General features: G+C 49.7%; 25 protein-coding genes. 15 read left to right on the top strand and 10 right to left on the bottom strand.

Annotation, left to right across the window (positions count from 1 at the left end):
• Positions 1–226: 226 nt before the first annotated feature.
• Together NSS83_RS06655 and NSS83_RS06650 are read right to left on the bottom strand one after the other, a co-directional pair.
• The gene (locus NSS83_RS06655) at positions 227–757 is read right to left on the bottom strand and encodes a GNAT family protein (protein ID WP_341347923.1); all 531 of its coding nucleotides are present in this window, start codon (positions 755–757) and stop codon (positions 227–229) included.
• Between the two features lie 79 nt (positions 758–836).
• Positions 837–1,220, bottom strand: a complete 384-nt coding sequence (locus NSS83_RS06650; RefSeq protein WP_341347922.1) for a hypothetical protein — start codon at positions 1,218–1,220, stop codon at positions 837–839.
• A 274-nt stretch (positions 1,221–1,494) separates the two neighbouring features.
• On the opposite strand from NSS83_RS06650, the gene NSS83_RS06645 reads away from it, so the two are divergent.
• From NSS83_RS06645 to NSS83_RS06625, 5 genes are all read left to right on the top strand, one after another.
• A complete protein-coding gene (locus NSS83_RS06645; protein WP_341347921.1) occupies positions 1,495–1,683 on the top strand; it encodes a hypothetical protein in 189 nt (62 codons plus the stop codon).
• A gap of 195 nt (positions 1,684–1,878) precedes the next feature.
• The gene (locus tag NSS83_RS06640; protein ID WP_036733209.1) at positions 1,879–3,435 is read left to right on the top strand and encodes an ABC-F family ATP-binding cassette domain-containing protein; all 1,557 of its coding nucleotides are present in this window, start codon (positions 1,879–1,881) and stop codon (positions 3,433–3,435) included.
• Between the two features lie 63 nt (positions 3,436–3,498).
• The gene (locus NSS83_RS06635; protein WP_341185264.1) at positions 3,499–4,677 is read left to right on the top strand and encodes a PTS transporter subunit EIIC; all 1,179 of its coding nucleotides are present in this window, start codon (positions 3,499–3,501) and stop codon (positions 4,675–4,677) included.
• An 18-nt stretch (positions 4,678–4,695) separates the two neighbouring features.
• Positions 4,696–5,619 (top strand): hypothetical protein, encoded by a 924-nt coding sequence (locus NSS83_RS06630; RefSeq protein WP_341185126.1) that lies wholly within the window; start codon positions 4,696–4,698, stop codon positions 5,617–5,619.
• A gap of 32 nt (positions 5,620–5,651) precedes the next feature.
• Positions 5,652–6,149: a YcxB family protein gene (locus NSS83_RS06625; RefSeq protein WP_341347920.1), complete on the top strand. Its 498-nt coding sequence runs from the start codon at positions 5,652–5,654 to the stop codon at positions 6,147–6,149.
• A gap of 68 nt (positions 6,150–6,217) precedes the next feature.
• Here the strand turns inward: NSS83_RS06625 and NSS83_RS06620 are convergent, their stop codons facing one another.
• A complete protein-coding gene (locus tag NSS83_RS06620; protein ID WP_341347919.1) occupies positions 6,218–6,589 on the bottom strand; it encodes an iron chaperone in 372 nt (123 codons plus the stop codon).
• Between the two features lie 70 nt (positions 6,590–6,659).
• Between NSS83_RS06620 and NSS83_RS06615 the strand changes: the two genes are divergently transcribed.
• The 6 genes from NSS83_RS06615 to NSS83_RS06590 all read left to right on the top strand — a co-directional run bounded on the left by NSS83_RS06615 (position 6,660) and on the right by NSS83_RS06590 (position 10,011).
• The gene (locus NSS83_RS06615; RefSeq protein ID WP_341348715.1) at positions 6,660–7,217 is read left to right on the top strand and encodes an Rpn family recombination-promoting nuclease/putative transposase; all 558 of its coding nucleotides are present in this window, start codon (positions 6,660–6,662) and stop codon (positions 7,215–7,217) included.
• Between the two features lie 142 nt (positions 7,218–7,359).
• Complete coding sequence (locus tag NSS83_RS06610) at positions 7,360–7,824, top strand: hypothetical protein (RefSeq protein WP_341185129.1); 465 nt, start codon at positions 7,360–7,362, stop codon at positions 7,822–7,824.
• A 37-nt stretch (positions 7,825–7,861) separates the two neighbouring features.
• Positions 7,862–8,254, top strand: coding sequence for a VOC family protein (locus tag NSS83_RS06605; protein WP_341185130.1), 393 nt, complete (start codon positions 7,862–7,864; stop codon positions 8,252–8,254).
• A 43-nt stretch (positions 8,255–8,297) separates the two neighbouring features.
• Complete coding sequence (locus tag NSS83_RS06600; protein WP_341185131.1) at positions 8,298–8,930, top strand: pyridoxamine 5'-phosphate oxidase family protein; 633 nt, start codon at positions 8,298–8,300, stop codon at positions 8,928–8,930.
• Between the two features lie 21 nt (positions 8,931–8,951).
• Positions 8,952–9,566, top strand: coding sequence for a class I SAM-dependent methyltransferase (locus NSS83_RS06595; protein ID WP_341185132.1), 615 nt, complete (start codon positions 8,952–8,954; stop codon positions 9,564–9,566).
• Between the two features lie 64 nt (positions 9,567–9,630).
• Complete coding sequence (locus tag NSS83_RS06590; protein ID WP_341185133.1) at positions 9,631–10,011, top strand: hypothetical protein; 381 nt, start codon at positions 9,631–9,633, stop codon at positions 10,009–10,011.
• A gap of 466 nt (positions 10,012–10,477) precedes the next feature.
• Here NSS83_RS06590 and NSS83_RS06585 read toward each other — a convergent pair whose 3' ends face one another.
• Positions 10,478–11,242 carry a 3-oxoacyl-ACP reductase family protein gene (locus NSS83_RS06585; protein ID WP_341185134.1) on the bottom strand — a complete coding sequence of 255 codons (765 nt, stop codon included), beginning with the start codon at positions 11,240–11,242 and terminating at the stop codon, positions 10,478–10,480.
• 13 nt (positions 11,243–11,255) lie between these two features.
• The gene (locus NSS83_RS06580) at positions 11,256–12,041 is read right to left on the bottom strand and encodes an acetoacetate decarboxylase family protein (protein ID WP_341185135.1); all 786 of its coding nucleotides are present in this window, start codon (positions 12,039–12,041) and stop codon (positions 11,256–11,258) included.
• A gap of 132 nt (positions 12,042–12,173) precedes the next feature.
• On the opposite strand from NSS83_RS06580, the gene NSS83_RS06575 reads away from it, so the two are divergent.
• Complete coding sequence (locus NSS83_RS06575; RefSeq protein ID WP_341347918.1) at positions 12,174–13,760, top strand: helix-turn-helix domain-containing protein; 1,587 nt, start codon at positions 12,174–12,176, stop codon at positions 13,758–13,760.
• Positions 13,761–13,804: 44 nt separating this feature from the next.
• On the opposite strand, the gene NSS83_RS06570 is transcribed toward NSS83_RS06575, so the two are convergent.
• Entirely contained in the window at positions 13,805–14,335 is a 531-nt protein-coding gene (locus NSS83_RS06570) for a GNAT family N-acetyltransferase (RefSeq protein ID WP_341347917.1), read from the bottom strand.
• A gap of 137 nt (positions 14,336–14,472) precedes the next feature.
• On the opposite strand from NSS83_RS06570, the gene NSS83_RS06565 reads away from it, so the two are divergent.
• Positions 14,473–15,387, top strand: a complete 915-nt coding sequence (locus tag NSS83_RS06565) for a hypothetical protein (RefSeq protein ID WP_341185138.1) — start codon at positions 14,473–14,475, stop codon at positions 15,385–15,387.
• Between the two features lie 215 nt (positions 15,388–15,602).
• Positions 15,603–15,962: a hypothetical protein gene (locus NSS83_RS06560; protein ID WP_341185139.1), complete on the top strand. Its 360-nt coding sequence runs from the start codon at positions 15,603–15,605 to the stop codon at positions 15,960–15,962.
• A 71-nt stretch (positions 15,963–16,033) separates the two neighbouring features.
• Here the strand turns inward: NSS83_RS06560 and cysC are convergent, their stop codons facing one another.
• The 4 genes from cysC to NSS83_RS06540 form a co-directional block, all read right to left on the bottom strand.
• Positions 16,034–16,618 (bottom strand): adenylyl-sulfate kinase, encoded by a 585-nt coding sequence (cysC, locus tag NSS83_RS06555; protein WP_341185140.1) that lies wholly within the window; start codon positions 16,616–16,618, stop codon positions 16,034–16,036.
• On the bottom strand, positions 16,596–17,360 hold the full coding sequence (locus NSS83_RS06550) for a hypothetical protein (RefSeq protein ID WP_341185141.1): 765 nt from the start codon (positions 17,358–17,360) through the stop codon (positions 16,596–16,598). The genes cysC and NSS83_RS06550 overlap by 23 nt, the downstream gene beginning before the upstream one ends.
• A 141-nt stretch (positions 17,361–17,501) precedes the next feature.
• Positions 17,502–17,630: a hypothetical protein gene (locus tag NSS83_RS06545; RefSeq protein WP_341348714.1), complete on the bottom strand. Its 129-nt coding sequence runs from the start codon at positions 17,628–17,630 to the stop codon at positions 17,502–17,504.
• Positions 17,631–17,659: 29 nt separating this feature from the next.
• Positions 17,660–18,019 carry a sigma-70 family RNA polymerase sigma factor gene (locus tag NSS83_RS06540; protein WP_341022931.1) on the bottom strand — a complete coding sequence of 120 codons (360 nt, stop codon included), beginning with the start codon at positions 18,017–18,019 and terminating at the stop codon, positions 17,660–17,662.
• Between the two features lie 258 nt (positions 18,020–18,277).
• Here NSS83_RS06540 and NSS83_RS06535 point away from each other — a divergent pair, with 258 nt between their 5' ends.
• Positions 18,278–18,682 carry a hypothetical protein gene (locus tag NSS83_RS06535; RefSeq protein WP_341185143.1) on the top strand — a complete coding sequence of 135 codons (405 nt, stop codon included), beginning with the start codon at positions 18,278–18,280 and terminating at the stop codon, positions 18,680–18,682.
• Positions 18,683–18,703 lie beyond the last annotated feature (21 nt).

Raw genomic sequence — 18,703 nt, 5'->3', positions numbered from 1 at the left:
TTTTTTGCTGTAACTAAGATGCTGAATATGACTGAAGGCTGAGGGTTACAGTGGAATATGGACCAAATGTATGTGGAAAACAGTATACATTGTGCTAAAAAGCAGGCACACGGCCTGAATGTATGTGAAAAACAGCATACATTCAGATCGCGCGAAGGTAATCTTATTCATCCGTTAGGATGATTTTGCTCATGCGAAAAGCTGAACACATTGTGGCCAGTCACGGTCAGGGACTTTGAGTCCATTCTGCTAAGGTTAGCTCATAGTCTATAAAAGTCTGTAATTCCCCGTGCTGATCTGCCCACGCATTCTTGCGCACCGCTATTTTCCGGAAGCCTAGTTTCTCATACACATGCTGTGCTCTGGTGTTCTTAAGATTCGTATCCAGTATGATCTTGTGAAACCCCTGTGCTTCAAACAAATAGCGGATCAGCATTCCTAAACAGCGTGTGCCTATCCCTCTGTTTTGTTGGCTAGAATCACAGATTTTGATACCCATCTCCGCCACATGTTCTGAAACAGCACTGTAGCTCATTTCTCCAGCGGGAACACCATCGATTTCCAGAATCAGACGTCCTTTACGTTCAGAATCTGTCCCGGTCAGCAATCCGGTTAACACCTCTTGTTCAGTGATTCCTAAGCCCTCAAGAAATCCGGCATGCGCCATGACTTCTCCGTCGTTCCACCAGTTGCATAACAGCTCTGTATCGGCGATAGTTGCATCCCGTATGACCAAGTTTCCTTGTTCCATATACATTTTGTACACTCCTTGACTCCGGATCATCATAGCTTCATCGTAACATGCCATGATTTACACGAGAATGGAGAGCATTGTTTTATACAAATTGCACCAGGGTTATGAGCACTAGCAGCGACAGATTCAGCAACAGCCCCAGTATAGATAATTTGTTCCGCTTAACAATTCCAAGCACACTGATGTGAACAGCAAACAGCAGAAGGAAGGATACCAGGTACAGGGAAGTGTCGGCGTAGAGTGCCAAGACCTTGGACCCTGCGTCATTCACAAACTCGCCATCATACAGATTCTTATACCTTCGGTTAGCATAAATTAATACACCGGTGATACAAACCGAGGATAATAACACAGGAATAGCAGTTAGACCTCTTGTCTTTTTGACGAATCTACCTGCTGTAACGGACCATACTCCATAGAGGACAAATCCCGCAAGCAGGCAGATGAAGTACATCTGATAGAACATTAGCCCTTCCTCCCGGTCCCCGGTCCCGCCTCCATCCGGTCCTGAAGCATATAATAGTAAGTTTGCTATGACCAGAACCAAATTCAGGAGTGCGTATTTAACGGTACTGATTCCTATTTCCTTAAGTTCTAGCATTTTTACCTCCGCTAACTTGGCTGATTCTCCCGTAGTTCATTGTCACTTATAATTAATATAATACATGAACTCACATACTTCCTCCCCCTTTAGGCAAATTAATATTAATATTATACCTATTGACCAAGGGGAGAATCTGGTGAAAAGAAAACTTCAAGTTATGACCATACTGCTAATTATCGCGCTAATCATCAACGGGCTTGCACCGGCTCCAAGTACCGCAGCAGAACCGCCATCACAGCTACAGAATCCGCAGGCAGATTCCAGGGAGCTACAGCTGCAAGACATGCTTGTGCTGCAATTGCTTCCCTATATGAATGAACAGTGAATCTCATCATCACAAGTTAAGCTTATCGAATGCAAACACCTAAAGGGACCCGAGCGCTACAAATTCCCTCCAAATTACCTGGATATGTGGAGAAAGAGTAAATGAAGGCACTTTTTTCAGAAACCTTCTGGAGTTGTGGCGCGTTAGCCTTTATAATATGACGAGAATATAGAATAAAGGAAAAGGTGTAACTTCATGAGCATATTAAATGTAGAAAAGCTTAGTCACGGCTTCGGCGACCGGGCCATCTTCACGGATGTCTCCTTCCGTCTGCTGAAGGGCGAGCATATCGGTCTGATCGGCGCCAACGGTGAGGGGAAATCGACCTTCATGAACATCATTACCGGTAAGCTGCAGCCGGACGAAGGCAAGGTGGAATGGGCGAAGCGGATGCGCGCCGGTTATCTGGATCAGCATGCGGTGCTTCAGCAGGGGCAATCCATCCGGGATGTGCTGCGCGGGGCCTTCCAATATCTGTTCGATATGGAACAAGAGATGAACGACATGTACGGCAAGATGGGGGATGTGACCCCTGAGGAGCTGGAGCAGCTGCTGGAGGATGTCGGAACAATTCAGGACATGCTGACCAGTCAGGACTTCTATATGATCGATGCCAAAATCGATGAAACCGCACGCGGCCTCGGTCTGACCGATATCGGTCTGGACAAGGATGTCAACGACCTCAGCGGCGGTCAGCGGACCAAAGTGCTGCTGGCGAAGCTGCTGCTGGAGAAGCCGGACATTCTGTTGCTCGATGAGCCTACGAACTATCTGGATGAACAGCATATCAACTGGCTGAAGCGCTACCTGCTGGATTATGAGAATGCCTTCATCCTGATCTCCCATGACATTCCGTTCCTGAATAGCGTGATCAACCTGATCTACCATATGGAGAACCAGTCGTTGTCGCGTTATGTGGGCGACTATGAGTATTTCCAGCAGGTGTATGAAGCGAAGAAGTCGCAGCTGGAATCCGCGTTCAAGCGCCAGCAGCAGGAGATTGCCGATCTGAAGGATTTCGTGGCCCGCAACAAGGCCAGTGTAGCTACCCGCAATATGGCCATGTCCCGGCAGAAGAAGCTGGATAAGATGGAGGTCATCGAGATTGCCAAGGAGAAGCCGAAGCCGCAGTTCAACTTCAAGCAGGGGCGGACCTCCGGCAAAATGGTTTTTGAGACCAAGGATCTGGTCATCGGGTATGATTCCCCATTATCCCGTCCGCTGGACCTCAGCATGGAGCGGGGGCAGAAGATCGCCCTCGTCGGTGCGAACGGTATCGGTAAAACCACGCTGCTGCGCAGCATTCTTGGCCAGATTCAGCCTATCTCAGGCACAGCCCGCCTTGGCGATCTGCTGGAGATCGGGTATTTCGAACAGGAAATGAAGGAATCGAATTACAACACCTGTATCGAGGAGATCTGGAACGAATTCCCGTCCTACTCCCAATTCGAGATTCGTGCAGCGCTGGCGAAATGCGGCCTGACCACCAAGCATATTGAGAGTAAAATTGCTGTGCTGAGCGGCGGCGAGAAGGCCAAGGTACGTCTGTGCAAGCTGATTAACCGGGAGAGCAATCTGCTGGTACTTGATGAGCCTACCAACCATCTCGATGTCGATGCGAAGGAAGAATTGCAGCGCGCGCTCAAAGCCTATAAAGGCAGCATTCTGCTGATCTCCCATGAGCCTGAATTCTACCGTGATATCGTGACCGATACCTGGAACTGCGAATCATGGACGACTAAAGTCTTCTAGAGAACCGAACCGGCAATAACGCCGGTGTTGAGCTTGACCCGTAGGAGGGACACTTTGCAAAAAGTGACTCATACGGGTCATTCGTATTACAGTGGAGTAAGAATGCAGGGGGATCATATGAACGTAGTGAATGAGGAGACAGTCGTGAAGCCATCCAAACGCAGTCTGGTCAATATCATTATTGACGGTATATCAGGTATTTTTCTTCCCATAGTTAATATATTGAGCGCGGCAGGCATCATGAAGGGGCTGCTTGCAGGTGCGGTTGCACTGGAGCTCGTCAGCAAGACGGAGGGCACCTACACGGTGCTGAATGCGATGGCGGACAGCTTGTTCCATTACCTTCCGCTGCTGCTGGCGTTTACGGCAGCCCGTAAATTCGGGGCCAATCCTTTTACTGCGGTCGTTATAGGCGGGGTTATGCTATATCCCAGTCTGACTACATTATTTGCGAACAACGAAATCATTGAGTTTATGGGCATGAGCATCAGGCCGGTGAATTATCCTGCAAGCGCTATTCCCATCATTCTGGCGGTAGGCCTGCTGGTCTATGTCGAGCGGTTCTGTGTCAAAATATTACCGGAGGTCATCCGCAGCTTCTTCACTCCGCTGATCTCTGTGGTCGTCGTCTCGTCGGTGACGCTGCTGGTATTCGGACCAATGGGGGCGCTGGCCGGAGATGCCCTGGCAGACGGGTACCGTACAGTGTACAATTTCAGTTCAGTCGGCGCCGGAATGGTGCTGGGGGCGGTCATTCAGCCGATGGTGATCTTCGGACTGCACTGGAGTCTGGTGCCGCTGGCGATCAACAACATCAGTACGGGCGGTTCAGATACGATTCTGGCTCTGATGGGTCCTGCTGCCTTCGCCCAGGCGGGAGCCGCGCTGGCGGTATTTATCAAAGCCAAAGACAAGCAGTTCCGTACCCTAAGCCTGTCGGCATCCATATCGGCCTTGTTCGGTGTAACGGAGCCTGCCATGTTCGGGGTTAATCTGCCGCTGCGTAAGCCGATGATTATTGTCTGCTGTGCAGGCTCGATTGGCGGCGGGATGGTCGGGATGTTCGGCTCGTCTGCGATTTCGTTCGCTTTTCCGGGGCTGGCTACGCTGCCTGCTTATCTGGGAGACGGGTTCGGAGGATTCCTGATCGCATGTGCTACCGGGTTCCTGATTGCGCTCATTGCTACGCTGGCGGTGAAGCTGGGACCGGAGCCGGTGGTGGGGGAACCTGCCAAGTCATAGTATAGGAGGGGATTTCGCATGAGAGCCATTAGAAGAACGAAGACCGTTGAAGGGACATCCATTCCCGGAATCATCCATAACGGAGGAAGTTACTTCTATATTAATGTAGATGTGTACGAAGACGGCATGGTCAACTGCTGGGAGCTTACAGATCTTAAGGGTTTATCCGGCAAAATACAATCGGGCTGGCTAACGCCGGCTGTCCCCGCCGGGGAGCAGCTGTCCATTCACGGTCTGGGGGCGTACACCGTAGAGTCAGCGAAGTGGACTTATAATGAAGCGAGTTATTATCAGCATGTGAAGGATACGGTGGCCTGTCTGAACCCTGAGCTTACGAATATCTATGAGATTTCGGTCCGGGAGCAGGAGCGGAATGAAGCGCGCCGCATTGCCCATTCTCCGACAGCTACAGAGTTCTATGTATCCAGCGAAATCTTTTACCAGACTGTTGAGGGCAAAAGCATTCACCTGTTCATGAAGTACGGCGGTCAGAATTACTTAGCCGCTGCTGTCGTGTATAAGGATGGCCGGGTAGTCTTATATAATCTGCCTGCGGAGGCCGAGTATCGGCTGGAAGAGCTGGACGGGCTTTTTGCGGATGGGACGCTCTTCACGGCCATTGATGCCCCTACTCCGGTGCGAATTCTGCAATTGGGTGAGGTGACGCTTGGCGCTTCGCTGTATTCGGCCGATGCACAGGAGAAGCTGAAAGAGCTGCATAACCTCCACAAGCAGCTTAATGGCGAACAAACGGCGCATGAAGCGTGCCGGGCTGCCTATTATGCTTATCTGGAGAATCCGAGTGAATACTACCGGGAGCAGCTTAGAATCAAATATGAGCTGGTGCCGGAGCATGAACGGATGTATCTGGGCGATATGGATACGAAGGATTGGGATTACCAGCGGATTCTGTATCATCCTGAAGAGACACGGGAAGTGTGAACGGATTAAAGTAAAGAGATAGAGGTGGCAGGATGGAAACAATCAGCTTTCATTATGGACGGCATATTTCCAAGGTGGCGCGGGCATTATATTTCCACTCGTGGAAATCTATATTGTCCATTGGAGTTCAAGCGGTATTTATAGTGGTGTGCATGATTTTGTATACTCAGAACCAATCGGTCATTCTGCTCGGCATATCGATTACGCTGGTTCTGACCATGGGAATGTCAATCGTGATGCGAACCTTGCTTTTACCGAAGATATTGTCGGCAGATACAAGGTACAATAAGGAATTTGAATATCTTTTCGATGCAGAGGGAATCAATTTCAGTCCGGAAAAGGACGCATCCGTAATGACATGGGACTCCTTCACCCGGGTATGGGAGAACCAGAGCTATTATCTGCTGTTCCATGGGCCGCAGGAGTATTGGTTCGTTGCGAAGCAATCGTTCGAGGATGCCGCACAGGAGCATAAATTCAGAGCGTATGTGTCAGATCACCGCAAGATTAGCAGTGGCGTGATTTGGTGACAAAAAAAGAAGGACATGCTATATGGCATGTCCTTTTCTGTACCTGGGGAGCAGGTACTTAGCCGCAGCTATACCCGCCAAAAGCTTGTGCAATCCGCCTTGTCGGCAATATTGTACTCGATCAACTGTTTCAGCAGGCCGTAATCCACCGGATTCGTCCATTTCATACGGATCAGCAGCTTGGTGTGATCTACTCCGCCTTGCTTCAGGACCTCTTCGAAATGATCCATGCCTGCTTTTTCCGGGGCGACAGCCATATGCCCTTTGGCAACACTGAAGCCGATAATGTACGTTCCGTGATCGGTGAACATCGGCTGGTTCCAGGCAATTCTCGGTTCGAGCTGCGGGAACTCCTGCAATACCCAGGCGAGCACTTCCTCCACCGTTCCCCTGTGAACCGGATTATCGATCTTCGTCAGATACTCTGCAAACACATCCATGGTTATCCCTCCAGATCAGTAGCCGCGCTTATGCCATCCATAATATCTTGTAGCTGCAGGATAGTCAAAAATTTTAAAGAATAAATTTATTTATTGGAGTAAGCGTTATGCCAGTCAACTCAATGAGGGCGAGAAGTATAATGAGTTGAAGAAATGCGTGACAATCAATATATTGAACTATTCGTTTTTGAAAAACGATCAGTATCATAATGTATTTCATCTGCGGGAGGATCGAACGGGATTATCCTTGAATGATGATATTGAATTTCATTTCTTGGAATTGCTGAAGCTGGATGAACATGGCGTTTCCTCGGAAGGTGGATTAATTAATTGGCTGTTATTTCTAAGGGGTACTGATACATCACAATGGGAGGTGCTGAAGATGAATGAGCCGGGTTTGGAAAAAGCGATGGACACTCTGCAATATCTAAGTCAGGATTCAGAGGCCAGACGATTGTATGAAGCCAGACAGAAATATTTACACGATGAAGCCTCCATGCTTGGTAGTGCAGAGTTGGCTGGAATTAAAAAAGTGGCTAAAAATATGCTTGACATGGATATTGATATAGCAACAATTGTAAAAGCCACAGGATTAACGAAACAGGAAATCAATGATTTGCAAAAATAGAAATTTTGGGAGTGTCCAATGAGCGGATGCTCCCTTTTATTATTCCAGCAGCCCCTCGACCATTCCCTTCCTCATTCCAGCATTTCCCTGTATGATAGAAGAAGCTTGTTGTAATTCAAGATAATTAGAAGGGGGTTATGGGATGGAGGAGAGGACCGGGTTCAAAGGCAAGCGTACTGCTGAATTGCCGGTAACTATAAGCGTGATTGTTCTGATGGTATATTGGATATGGTATATCCTTCGGTTTGACCGAACTACTCCACTGGAGCATTTTTTGGTCTATCTCGTCATCGGGATCGCTATTGTTAATATAGGAATTATGATCTATCGCTTACTGACCTTCAACCGGGCGTTCAACATAGAGATAAGGCCGGAAGCCCTGCAGATCAAGAATATAGAGATCGAAGCCTCTGCTATCAAGCGTATTTTCATCAAAGGCTACTTCATGCCCGTGATCGCAGTAAAGCCCAGAGCCTATCTGCTGGTTAGTTATAAATATTGTTTTCGTTTTCCCGAGCAGGAAGATCAGGGGATACGGGCGCTAACGGAATGGGCAGAGCGGCACCAGATCGAAGTAGTACATAAGAAATTTGTTAGATGGTTGTAGTTAACCGAGGTAATACAAGATAGGAGGAGCTGCTCATATGAGAGTCACCGGATTCAGTCACATCACACTTCTGGTAAGGGATCTTCAGGCTTCATTAGAGTTTTATCATGGTATTCTGGGGATGAACGTTAGACATCATGGCCGAATAGATGCCTATTTGGAATGGGGCAGCGCTTGGGTCTGTCTGCTTGAACGAACGGTTACCAAGGAGCCTTTAGGCGGATTCGCCGGGATGGATCACGTAGCTTTTTATATTGCAGAGGATGATTTCAAGGAAGCTGTAGCTATTTTAAACACGCATCACGTTGAGATCGTCAGAGGACCTGTTCAGCGGGGAACCGGCTGGTCGGTGAATTTCCTGGACCCGGATGGGATTCAGCTGGAGCTGCATACTTCCACTCTGGATGAACGGATGAAGGTCTGGCGTTAGGCGGAGTACAGTCACCATAAATAATAAGAATCGGGGATGCGGGATGAATAAACCTTTTCATGACATGCTGACATCGGAAAATGAGCTAAGAGAGCTTCTGGGCTATCCGAGTGAAGTGGTGAAGCGCAAATCGATCCATCAGCTGGATCATCACTGCCGAGATTATATAGCGATGTCCCCTCTGTTATTCTTGTCCACAGCAGATGAACATGGGTCTTGCGATGTCTCTCCGCGCGGGGATGCGCCTGGTTCGGTGCTGGTGCTGGATGAAGGACATCTGGTCATTCCGGAGCGGCCGGGGAACCGCAGATTGGACTCTTTGCTGAATATCCTGGCTAATCCGCAGATTGGTCTGATTTTTATTATCCCGGGACTTGAAGAGACCCTGCGGGTTAACGGGCAAGCCTATATCATTAAGGATGAGCCTATCCTGGACCGGATGCGTGCCAGAGGCAAGCGGCCTGCGCTGGGAATTGGAGTGAAGGTGGAGGAATGCTATATGCACTGTGCCAAGGCCTTCAAAAGATCGCAGGTCTGGGACCCCGGCACTTGGCCTGCTGAAGCCTTACTACCGTCTGCTCCGGCCATCATCGCAGCACATGTGAATACAGCGGAGTTCACAGAGGAAGTGGTGCGGCGCGGTATAGAGGAGAGCTACGAGAAGCGGCTGTATTAAGAAGGGGAGTGAATAGCGGGGATGGATACAGAGCGGCTGATACGGATTTTTGACAGGCAGGCCACGGACTATGACCGCAAAAGAGAAGATCCGAAGCAGCGGCGCTGGCGCCAGAAGCTAATCGGTTCTGCGAAGGGTGAGGTGCTGGAGCTTGCCGTAGGAGCCGGTGCGAACTTCCCGTTCTATCCTCAAGGCGTCAAGATCACGGCTGCGGATTTCAGCGGAGCCATGGTTGAGAAGGCCAGACGGGCCGCCGGACAGTACCGGCTGGACGCGGATTGTATATGTGCAGATATCGAAGACATGAGCTTTGCTGCGCATTCGTTCGATACGATTGTGTCCACGCTGTCCTTATGCAGCTATAAGAACCCGCTGAACCTGCTGGAGAAGCTTAACCGCTGGTGTAAGCCGGACGGCACCATCCTGCTCCTGGAGCATGGAATTGGTTCTAACCTCTTGGTCACTACGCTGCAACGGGCGCTGAATCCGCTGCTCTATCGTATATATGGCTGCCATCAGACCCGGGATATTCTCGGCCTGGTCCGGAAGTCGGGGATGCAAATCACTAGAGTGGAGAGCTATTCGCTGAATATGGTGCATTTAATCTGGGCGGGACCTGAGGAACAACAACTATGATCTGAAGGGAAAGGAGGTCACGTACTATTTGACGGAGTTGTATGAGAACGTGGACGGAGAACGGATGAAGAAGAAATGGAAGATCATTTTATTTAGCTTTATTGGGGCTATGGTTCTTTTAGTCGTGTTAGGAGCATTATACGTCAATAATGTTGGATATAATAATGTGAAACACATGTATCGTTTAGAATCAACCGGTAAATCTGTTATTAGGATAGATAGCGATATGCCTGACCGAGAGCGCTACCTCACGAAAGAAGAGGGTGATCCACAGGAACGGTTGAAGTCACGCATGGAACGAGAAGGGTGGGAATATACCCAACAGGAGGGATCGGGTTATTTTTTTAAGAAAGACGGTAGGGAAGAAATAGTCACTACGCAGCAATGGAATCATTTTTATATTATATATAGTTTGAATGCTGGAATTGCGAACCTTGAGGACTAGATGAGAAAACAACGCCCCTACTTTGTAAAGGGTGCGTTGTTTTACGTTGTGCTTAGTTACCAGTGTTACTAGCAGAGCATCAGATTAGAAAGGATGGATAAGCTTGTTAAACCCTATCCACCCAAAATCTAACGGACCGGAGAGATCTTATGCCCGCGAAAACGCCACTTTTTGCAGCGTAACGGACTCAGGCGACCTTACAGTCTCTCAATGAGACCTTTCGGAGCTAACGTGCAAAGGATAAGGCCTGTGGAGTCCGTTACTCGCCCAATAGGCGACTTTCTTCCCAAGTAAGTGCACCTTAGTCCGTTACGTTAAACCAAACGCCCCTGAAGAACAATGGCCGCTTGGAAAAAAGATGTAATTTGAAGGGGGATTGCGTCTGCTCCACTAGTTTAAATCTGATGCTGTACTAGAGCTGTCCTCCAGCCATTCCAGGCTAGGAAGACAGCTCTTTAGGCTAGAATCAGACGGCTGTCCAGCCCCCGTCCACATATAGCGTCTGGCCTGTCGTGTAGCTGGAACCATCCGAGGCGAAGTAGAGGACAGCGCCGTTCAATTCATCGGGGTTGCCGGGACGTCCCATGGGGCATAGCGTATTATACTGCTCCAGGAAGTGGTCCTGATAGAGCGCGCGGGTCATTCCGCTGGGGAACAGGCTGGGTCCGACTGCATTCACCGTGATTCCGTAAGGAGCAAGGGTCGCGCCCATGCCGCGGGTCAGATTCACGACTGCGCCTTTGGAGGCATTATAGGCATGCAGAGCGGCCAGCTTGCTGCCCTTTACACCACAGATGGAAGCAAGGTTGATAATGCGGCCTTGCTGGCGTTCTTTCATGGCCGGGATCACCGCTTTGGACATGAGGAAAATACTTTTTACATTGGTACCCATCACCCGGTCCCATTCCGCTTCGTCCAGTTCCTCGACAGAGCCTGCGGAGGCGACTCCGGCATTATTCACCAGGATATCCAGCCTTCCGAAATGCTCCAGAATGCTTGCTACCGCCGGTTCAATCTCTGCTTCGCAGGTTACATCGCATTGAAGCGGAAGCACCCGGCGGCCCTGGGCTTCAATCTGTTGCCGCGCCGGTTCCAGCCCGTCCGCTCTTACATCCAGCAGGGCAACATCCGCCCCTTGTCCGGCCAGAGCTTGGGCCAATTCTGTGCCTATCCCCCCGGCTGCTCCGGTCACCACCGCTACTTTTCCGCTCAAATCAAATGGATTTCTCACTGGCACACCTCCATCAATTCCACCAGTCCCAACGTAAGTTGGAGTAAGGAAGGAACTGCACAGGGTCTACAGCAGTCAGGACCTCACCGCGTTCAAGAACGGTATTGCTGACCGTGTAGATGCCGCCCAGCATACGGACGACTTCCAGCTCGGCCCAGGGGTCATGTGGAGAGTCATGCAGGTGAATCTCTACTTCTGCCGCTGTGCGCACGCTGACATCCATAGAGGCAGTCTGCCGGATCAGCAGCGGTCCAAGATCGAAGCCGCGGCCATCCGGAGATTTGGAATACTTCATGTTGAAGACAGGCAGACCCTCGCCGTAATGCCCGGAGATGATGCGCTGTCCGTCTGCGGCATTCATTTTACCGCTAAGCGCAGCCTCTACGTGGAAGAATTCAGTGCCCCGCCGGGAGACGCTGCCTGCCACATGCTGATCCTCCTTCTGGAGACTGATGTCGGCCATCTTCTTGGGGAAGCCGTAAATCTCACGCCCCAGGCCCATCGCGATATCATCGCTGATTGGCATGGACAGGCAGTAGGTGCCCGGTTGTCCGTTGTAGGCTGCCAGGACGAAGACCGCGGCTTCCCGGTAAGGCTCGCAGAAGCTGGTGCGGGGATAGTTAGCTACAAACGCGTGCACAAGCGGCCTTGGTCCCGGCGTAAGCGGGGCGGGCAGAATGCTGCGGATCACTTCGGGCGAAGTCTCCCAATAGACGGTTAGGGTCTCGGCATTATAGAAGGTCGTAGGTGTATTGATTCTTTTGGTAATTTCATTCACATCTTTTACGAAGCTGCTCATCTGAATCTCCTCCTGTGTTATAGGGTCACGAATAATGTAACATGACTATTCCAGTGATTATATATATGGAAAATATAAAAATAAATGGGAATCTTGTGCGCGGCGCACTATAATAAGCAGGGGGTGAGAGCAATGAGTGTTACCTTTGAACAGATTAGCAGACATTTTAGTAAGCATGCCGTACATATCCAGTGGAACAAAGCATTAACGACAGCCTATGCAGATACGATGCTGATTACGAAGAGTCTGACGCATTTTTCACCTGAATATATCTATGTGGGCTACCAGTCCGGATTGCCGGGCTACGCAGAAGGGTTGGAGCAAGCCAGCCTGATGCTAATTAATGATACTGTGGAGCCAGCTTCAGGCCAGCATCAGCAGATATATAGCAGACAGAACCGTATGGAATTCGGGGCAGGGGAAGATGTATTCGAGCTCTATAATCAAATCCGGGGGCTGTTCCTGGAAGAGGCTGAACGGGAGCAGGCTAAGGGCCGAATGCTTGAGGCCTGTGTCGCCGGCAAAGGACTGGATGCAATCGTCTGTGCGGCGGCAGAGCTGATGGGCAATCCGGTAATTATCATCGATGTAAGCTATAAGGTTCTGGCTTCTTCGGATTGTAGCGGGGTTAGCGATCCCATCTGGAGCGATAATCTGCACAAAGGCTACTGTTCCTATGATTTCATAGCTGCCGTCCACCAACTGAAGAGTGTGCAGACCGGCATAGAGTCGCTGGAGGCTTACGAAGTGGAATGTAGCGGAAGCCAGGTGACCAAGCTGGTCGCCAGGATTAGGATCGGCAGCAAGCCTGTCGGGAATGTGATTGTGCTGGGCGATACACGCCCGATTGAACAGAAGGATCATGAACTGGCGGGTTTTACGGCCGGGCTGGTGGCAGCGGAGCTGGCGAAGAACAGCTTTTACCGGAATTCGAGCCAGGCGGAATATGAAGAGCTGATCTATGGATTACTGGAGAATGAGGAGAACGGACCGGTACTTATTCAGGAGAGCCTGCGGAGCGGAGTGCGTCTGCCTAAGGGCAGATTGTCTATTCTGGTGCTGGAGCTTACGGGGTATGAGGCTTCCGCTTCCGGCAAACACACTGGTTATTTAAGGGATCAGCTGCACCTGTATTTCGGGGAAGAGCGCCTGATTTTTTACCATGAATATATGGTGGGGGTCAGTGAGGGTGATATTGCATCGTCCAGGTCAAGAGAGTATGATCCAAGCTTGCGGGAATTTCTCGTCAGCCATCAGCTCCGTCTGGGGATCAGCCGGGAATTCACCGACCTTACAGACTGCCGCAAATATTATCTGCAGGCGCTCAAGGCACTGGAGATCGGGCGGATCGTCTGGCCTGCGGAACCGCGCATCTTGTATGCTGATGTGCAGCTGTATGATCTGTTGTCCCCGCATGCGCAGCATGATTCCCGGGATGTCACCCATCCGGCGCTTACGGTCCTGCGTGTATTCGATGAGAAGCATCATGCCGACTTGTATCATACCCTCTATTGCTATTTGAAGAACAACCAGCAGCTGCAAAAAACCGCCGACGCACTATTCGTCCACCGCAACACCCTGCGGTACCGCTTACGCCAGATCGACGAACTGATTCAGCTTGATTTGCGCCAGATCGATCAGGTATTGAGGCTATATATGTCCTATCAAATGACAGATTATCTGGAAAAGCTCCATGGGGGAGGGAGCCCTTCTCGTTGAAACGGTACCGTCCTTTAAAAGGACGGCAAATCCGTTTCCACTTGTTATTTGGCAGCAGCTGCGTTCTCCCGCATTAGCTTCATACACACCTGAGACTCTTCCTCCACTTCCCTGCAAGGCGCACACACCTCAAACCCAAACTTTCGCACAGTTGCCATCGAAGCAGCGTTATGCGGATGAGTCAGGATATAGATACAATCCACATCAAGCTGTGTGAAGCACGTGTCGAGAAGTACGGGCAGGGCCTCCGACATATTACCTTGCCCCCAATAGTCCTTCCAGATGTCATAACCGATCTCTACCTGCTTCCGCTCAGCGTCCCAATAATGATATCCGCAGGTGCCAATCAAGGCATGGGTCTCCCGGTCAAACATTCCATAGCGGTGATGGCCTTTGCCCTCAGGCTGGGCGTAATGCTCAATGATCTCCATAGCTTCGTTGTAATCGCAGGGCGGCTCACTGAAGTATCTGCACATATCCGGGTCCGAGAATTGCCGGTAGACTGCGTCGATGTCAGACTGATTCAGTAGGCGGAAGTGGAGACGTGTCGTGTTAATGGGTTCGGATAGATTCATTGATGATTCTCCTATTCATGGGCAATATTTCATATTATCATTATGCGATCCTATAATCGGGCTGTCTATGATCATGAACCGGCTGTTAATGTATGGTAAAATAAGCACTACGTCAACTTATTGAAAGGGGTGTACCTATGAGGCCAACCAGATGGACAAAAAGCCTGGCAGCCGCGCTTGCCTCCACACTGTTATTGACAAGTACCGGGATTACCGTTCTTGGCGCTTTCCCGCAGAAGATTGAGGCGGCGGCGGTGAAGCCTACAGCAGCGTTTACTTTATTCGAACAGAGATTGCAAAAGCCGTCTTCCCTTGGCCTGGCCCAGGCTACGCTGGTTAACCGGATCGGCCAGATGACGCAGAAAGAGGCGAATCTGGCAGTGCTGCATCTGGAGAATGCACTGAAAGCTTACCTGCCTGTGGCAAGCAAACGTATGAATGCGCCTGTCGTTCAACTGAATATCAAAAATATATATACGACTGGCATGTCTATGGCGCTGGCACGCTCCAAGGTGAGACAGGCTGAGGTCCGAATAGTTCTCCAGGATCTGGAGGGCATGGGCTACAAGCTGGTAGAGGATGGAGGATTCGCGCCTGCCATTCCTTATAAGAGTTTCAAAGTCTTCAAACCTTATGTCAGTAAGGATCTTCAGGTCTATATTGACCTGATGGCGACAGAGTCGGAACAGCCGATGGTAGCTGGCGAAAGATTGATGGTGGACTGGTACCAGGTCATTGAGCGGGCCGTGCAATATGAGGCTTTTGTGCAGACGTATAAGACCTCTAACCGTGCTGCGGCGATGACAGAAGTGCTGAAACGTACCAAGCAGATTGTGTTTAATGGCACACCCAAGACCCCGCTGTTCGACAAGAAGACACAGGTCATTCTTGAAAAGGCAGCCATCGCTTATGAGAATACACTGTCGGAGGCTGGCCCGGAGAGAATTGAGGGCAGCAAGCTGCTGACTCAGCTGGATGATTTCCTGCTGCTTGTAATGGACAATGGCGATAAGCGCACACAGGCTGTTATTGATTATCTGAAAGCCTTGTAAATTTAAGGAGCCATTATAATTGTATTAGAGTAGCCGGACTGTTCGTTAGAGCAGTCCGGTTTTTTGGCATTCCCGTATAGTCGGGAGGACCTGCTTGGGATCGTATCCAATAGGCCAAAAGCGTCATATGTCACAGAACATGTGAGCAATTAAGCTTATAATGTAAGCGTTATCTATTAACGGTGTACATTTAGATGTAAAAGGAGGAAGACGGCTTGAGTGTCCCGAAGGTTTCCTTTAACATGCTAGTCTTTATGGGTTTTAGCCTTCAGTATGCATTGATGCATCTCTTGTCTGCAGGTGAGGTGATTGTGATTTCATCCGCTGAGCTTATCATTTATATGCTGCTTACCTTTGCCGGGCTTGGCAGATTCTTTCGGCGCAGAAGGCGGGCTCTGAGCGAGAGGGGCTGTGGAAGCACCGGACTTTTTTTCAGCGTGTTATGGACAGTGTCACTCTGCTCCCAGTTCCGTAAGGAGAACTACCCGGATGCGCTGACTATTATTAATTCACTGGGCGTGTCAGCGGCTGGGCTGATTCTGCTTACTGAGATTGTTATTCTGTTCAAGGTGTAAGCCAGCTGTACATGAAGAAGCCCCTATCCTTCACCCAGGATAGGGGCTTCTTCATGTAACAACGGATGGAATTAATAGATATAACGATGCTTCTTCAAGTAGGCGAGAATCAGCTCTGTGGATTGATCCTCGCTATGCTGCTCGGTATCCACAATAAGCTCGGGCTGGAGCGGTGCCTCATAGGGGGCAGTCAGGCCGGTAAAATGCGGAATCTCGCCGGAAAGCGCTTTGCGGTATAAGCCTTTGACATCCCGTCTTGCACATTCCCCGAAGGAGCATTTGACGTAGATTTCCACGAAAGGCTGGATGCTCTGCCGGATTTGGGCCCTCATGTCCCGGTAAGGGGAGATGAAGGAGGCCAGGACGATGATATCGTTGCGGGTCAGGAGCTGCGCCATATAGGCTGCGGTCCTTACATTCAGCGACCGGTCTTCTTTGGAGAAGCCTAACCCCCGGAACAGCTGATTCCTCAAGACATCACCGTCGAGCAGTTCTGTCCTCACGTTCATTTGCTGCAATCTCTGATTCAGGCAGCGGCAGAGCGTGGTTTTTCCAGAGCCGGACAGGCCGGTGAACCATAGTGTTACTCCGGTATGCAATGTGCAGCCCCACCTTCCATGTCGAACGATTAGGTTACCAGTTGTAATCTGTCTCATAGCCCATCGGGAAGAGCAGATGGCCTGCCACCTCTTTGAAGCAAGTCTTCACCTCTTCATTGAACTCGGTCCGCCAGTTCCCGGTTGTGCCGGTGCGGAAGGTATAGGAGGCCTTAGGGTTAATGTTCTGCTCCATAGCGTCCAGGATCGTATCCATCGGCAATGGCAGCGGCTTGTCAGCCCAGAGATAATGAATCAATTGCTCCATCGTCCGGCGGCGTGAGCTGTGGCTGTCTACCAAATGTTCAAAGGCGATCTGTAAACAGTCCGCTTCTCCGCTCCATCCGGCGAACTGCCCATACCACGCGGCGATACTAGGGTATTGAAGCTCTGGTATTCCCTGGATTAAAGCCAGAAATTGCTGATTCCGGTCCGGTAGAGAGAGCAGATAGGGTCGCAGCGGATGATTAGGATATTTGTCTGTTATGAAATACGTATACGAGACTACAATATCTCTTAGGTCACGGTTTAGAAATAACGGCTTAATCTTCAGCTCCCGAAGCATGCCTGACCACCGGGGGGAATAGTACACATGCCCTGCTGTGAAATGTCCGCTGTGGACGAGCTGGAGCCGTTGGTAGTGGAGGCTGGAGTCTTCCGGGTAGCCTTCATAGAATTCATGAGGGTTCTGCGTCATTCCCGGAATGCCTTCTAAAATCTGCTTCATCAGATGGGTACCGCTCTTGGGGACCGAGTTCAAAAATACTATAGGATATTCACTCGTAGGATCGAATGTATTCATACTCTCCTGCATTCCTCTCTCTTAAATAGCTGCTAGTCATACTCCTCTGTTTATCATATGAAAGCCCGACTATTGCTGATTAGACATTGTATATAAAAAGTTAGGAAAAATATGTATGTCCAAGCGGTGCTCCTGCTAAATTTACAAGTGCTGATAAACTATATTTATGAGTTCAATCTTTAAGGTCTGAATCGCTTCTTCCCGCGGCAGCATAATAAACCGGGATAAATATTCGATGTCCACTGAGAACAGGCTAAGGATATCCTCCATAGAAGCCTTATCGCCGTTTTGCGCCTTTTTTACGGTCTCGATGAATGGGTAAGATTTTCCTTCAGGACTTCCAGTCCCTTGCGTTTCCATTTGCTAACCCCCTGTTGAGTCATTTGCAGCTCGGCTGCTACTTCTTGTTCGGGCATTCCTTCTATGACTGTTTTTTTGATGATATATCTGCATTTCTCCCAAGGCAGCATATCCAGAAGCTCATCGACGAACAACTCAGATACGACCATACTTTCAAAGCTGTTGTCGTAGATTTCATTATCGTAGAGCGGATTACTTTCACGTATCAGTTGAATGCGAGTCTTGTACTGAATTCTCCATGCTGAGCGTTTTAATAATTTCCTGCAGGTTTCAACTAATTCGTCATCACAGGTAACCATGAATTTCCCTCCCCATGTTCAGTTATGCCTTCTTTCCCGAAAGGAGCGGAGCCTGTTCCCCCAGGCCGGGCCTAACCCATCGCTAGTCCTCTCATATAACAAGTAAAATATTCCATAGATTCCACAACTGACAAAAACAAAAATTTACATGATTACTATATTTCTAGCGAAAGTTGTAAAAATTAATTCCCGGTTACCTAGTATTACGAGAATAAAGAATAATAGATTGTCGAATTATCCATTTAGGAGGCGATGACGATGAGTGACTATGTAACACCTCAGATGATGAGCACCCTGATGACCGTGCTGATTATTCCATTGCTGGGGCTGCTGGCGAGGTCTGTAATTGCTTATATTAAGCGGGAAATTGCCGGGCTTGAGCAGAGAATCGAGAGTGAGGCATTGAACAGCCTGCTTCAGCGGGCGGGGGATGCTGTTGAATCCGCCGTGATTGCCGTCAATCAGACGTTCGTGGAGACGCTCAAGCAACAAGGTGATTTCGACACGGAAGCGATGAAGAAATCTTTTCTGCTGGCCAAAGAGAAGGCGATAGCGATCCTGGGGGAGTCCGCCCGACAGGAGCTGAGTCTTGTGATCGGCGACCTCGAAGCCTGGCTCGAAACGAAAATCGAAGTTTGTGTGAACCGGAATAAACAGTTGTAAAAACCCGTCCAGGTTTCCCTT

This window comes from Paenibacillus sp. FSL H3-0469 (genome assembly GCF_038051945.1).
Lineage (GTDB): Bacteria > Bacillota > Bacilli > Paenibacillales > Paenibacillaceae > Paenibacillus_AQ.
This window is presented reverse-complemented; position numbering and strand designations above follow the sequence as displayed.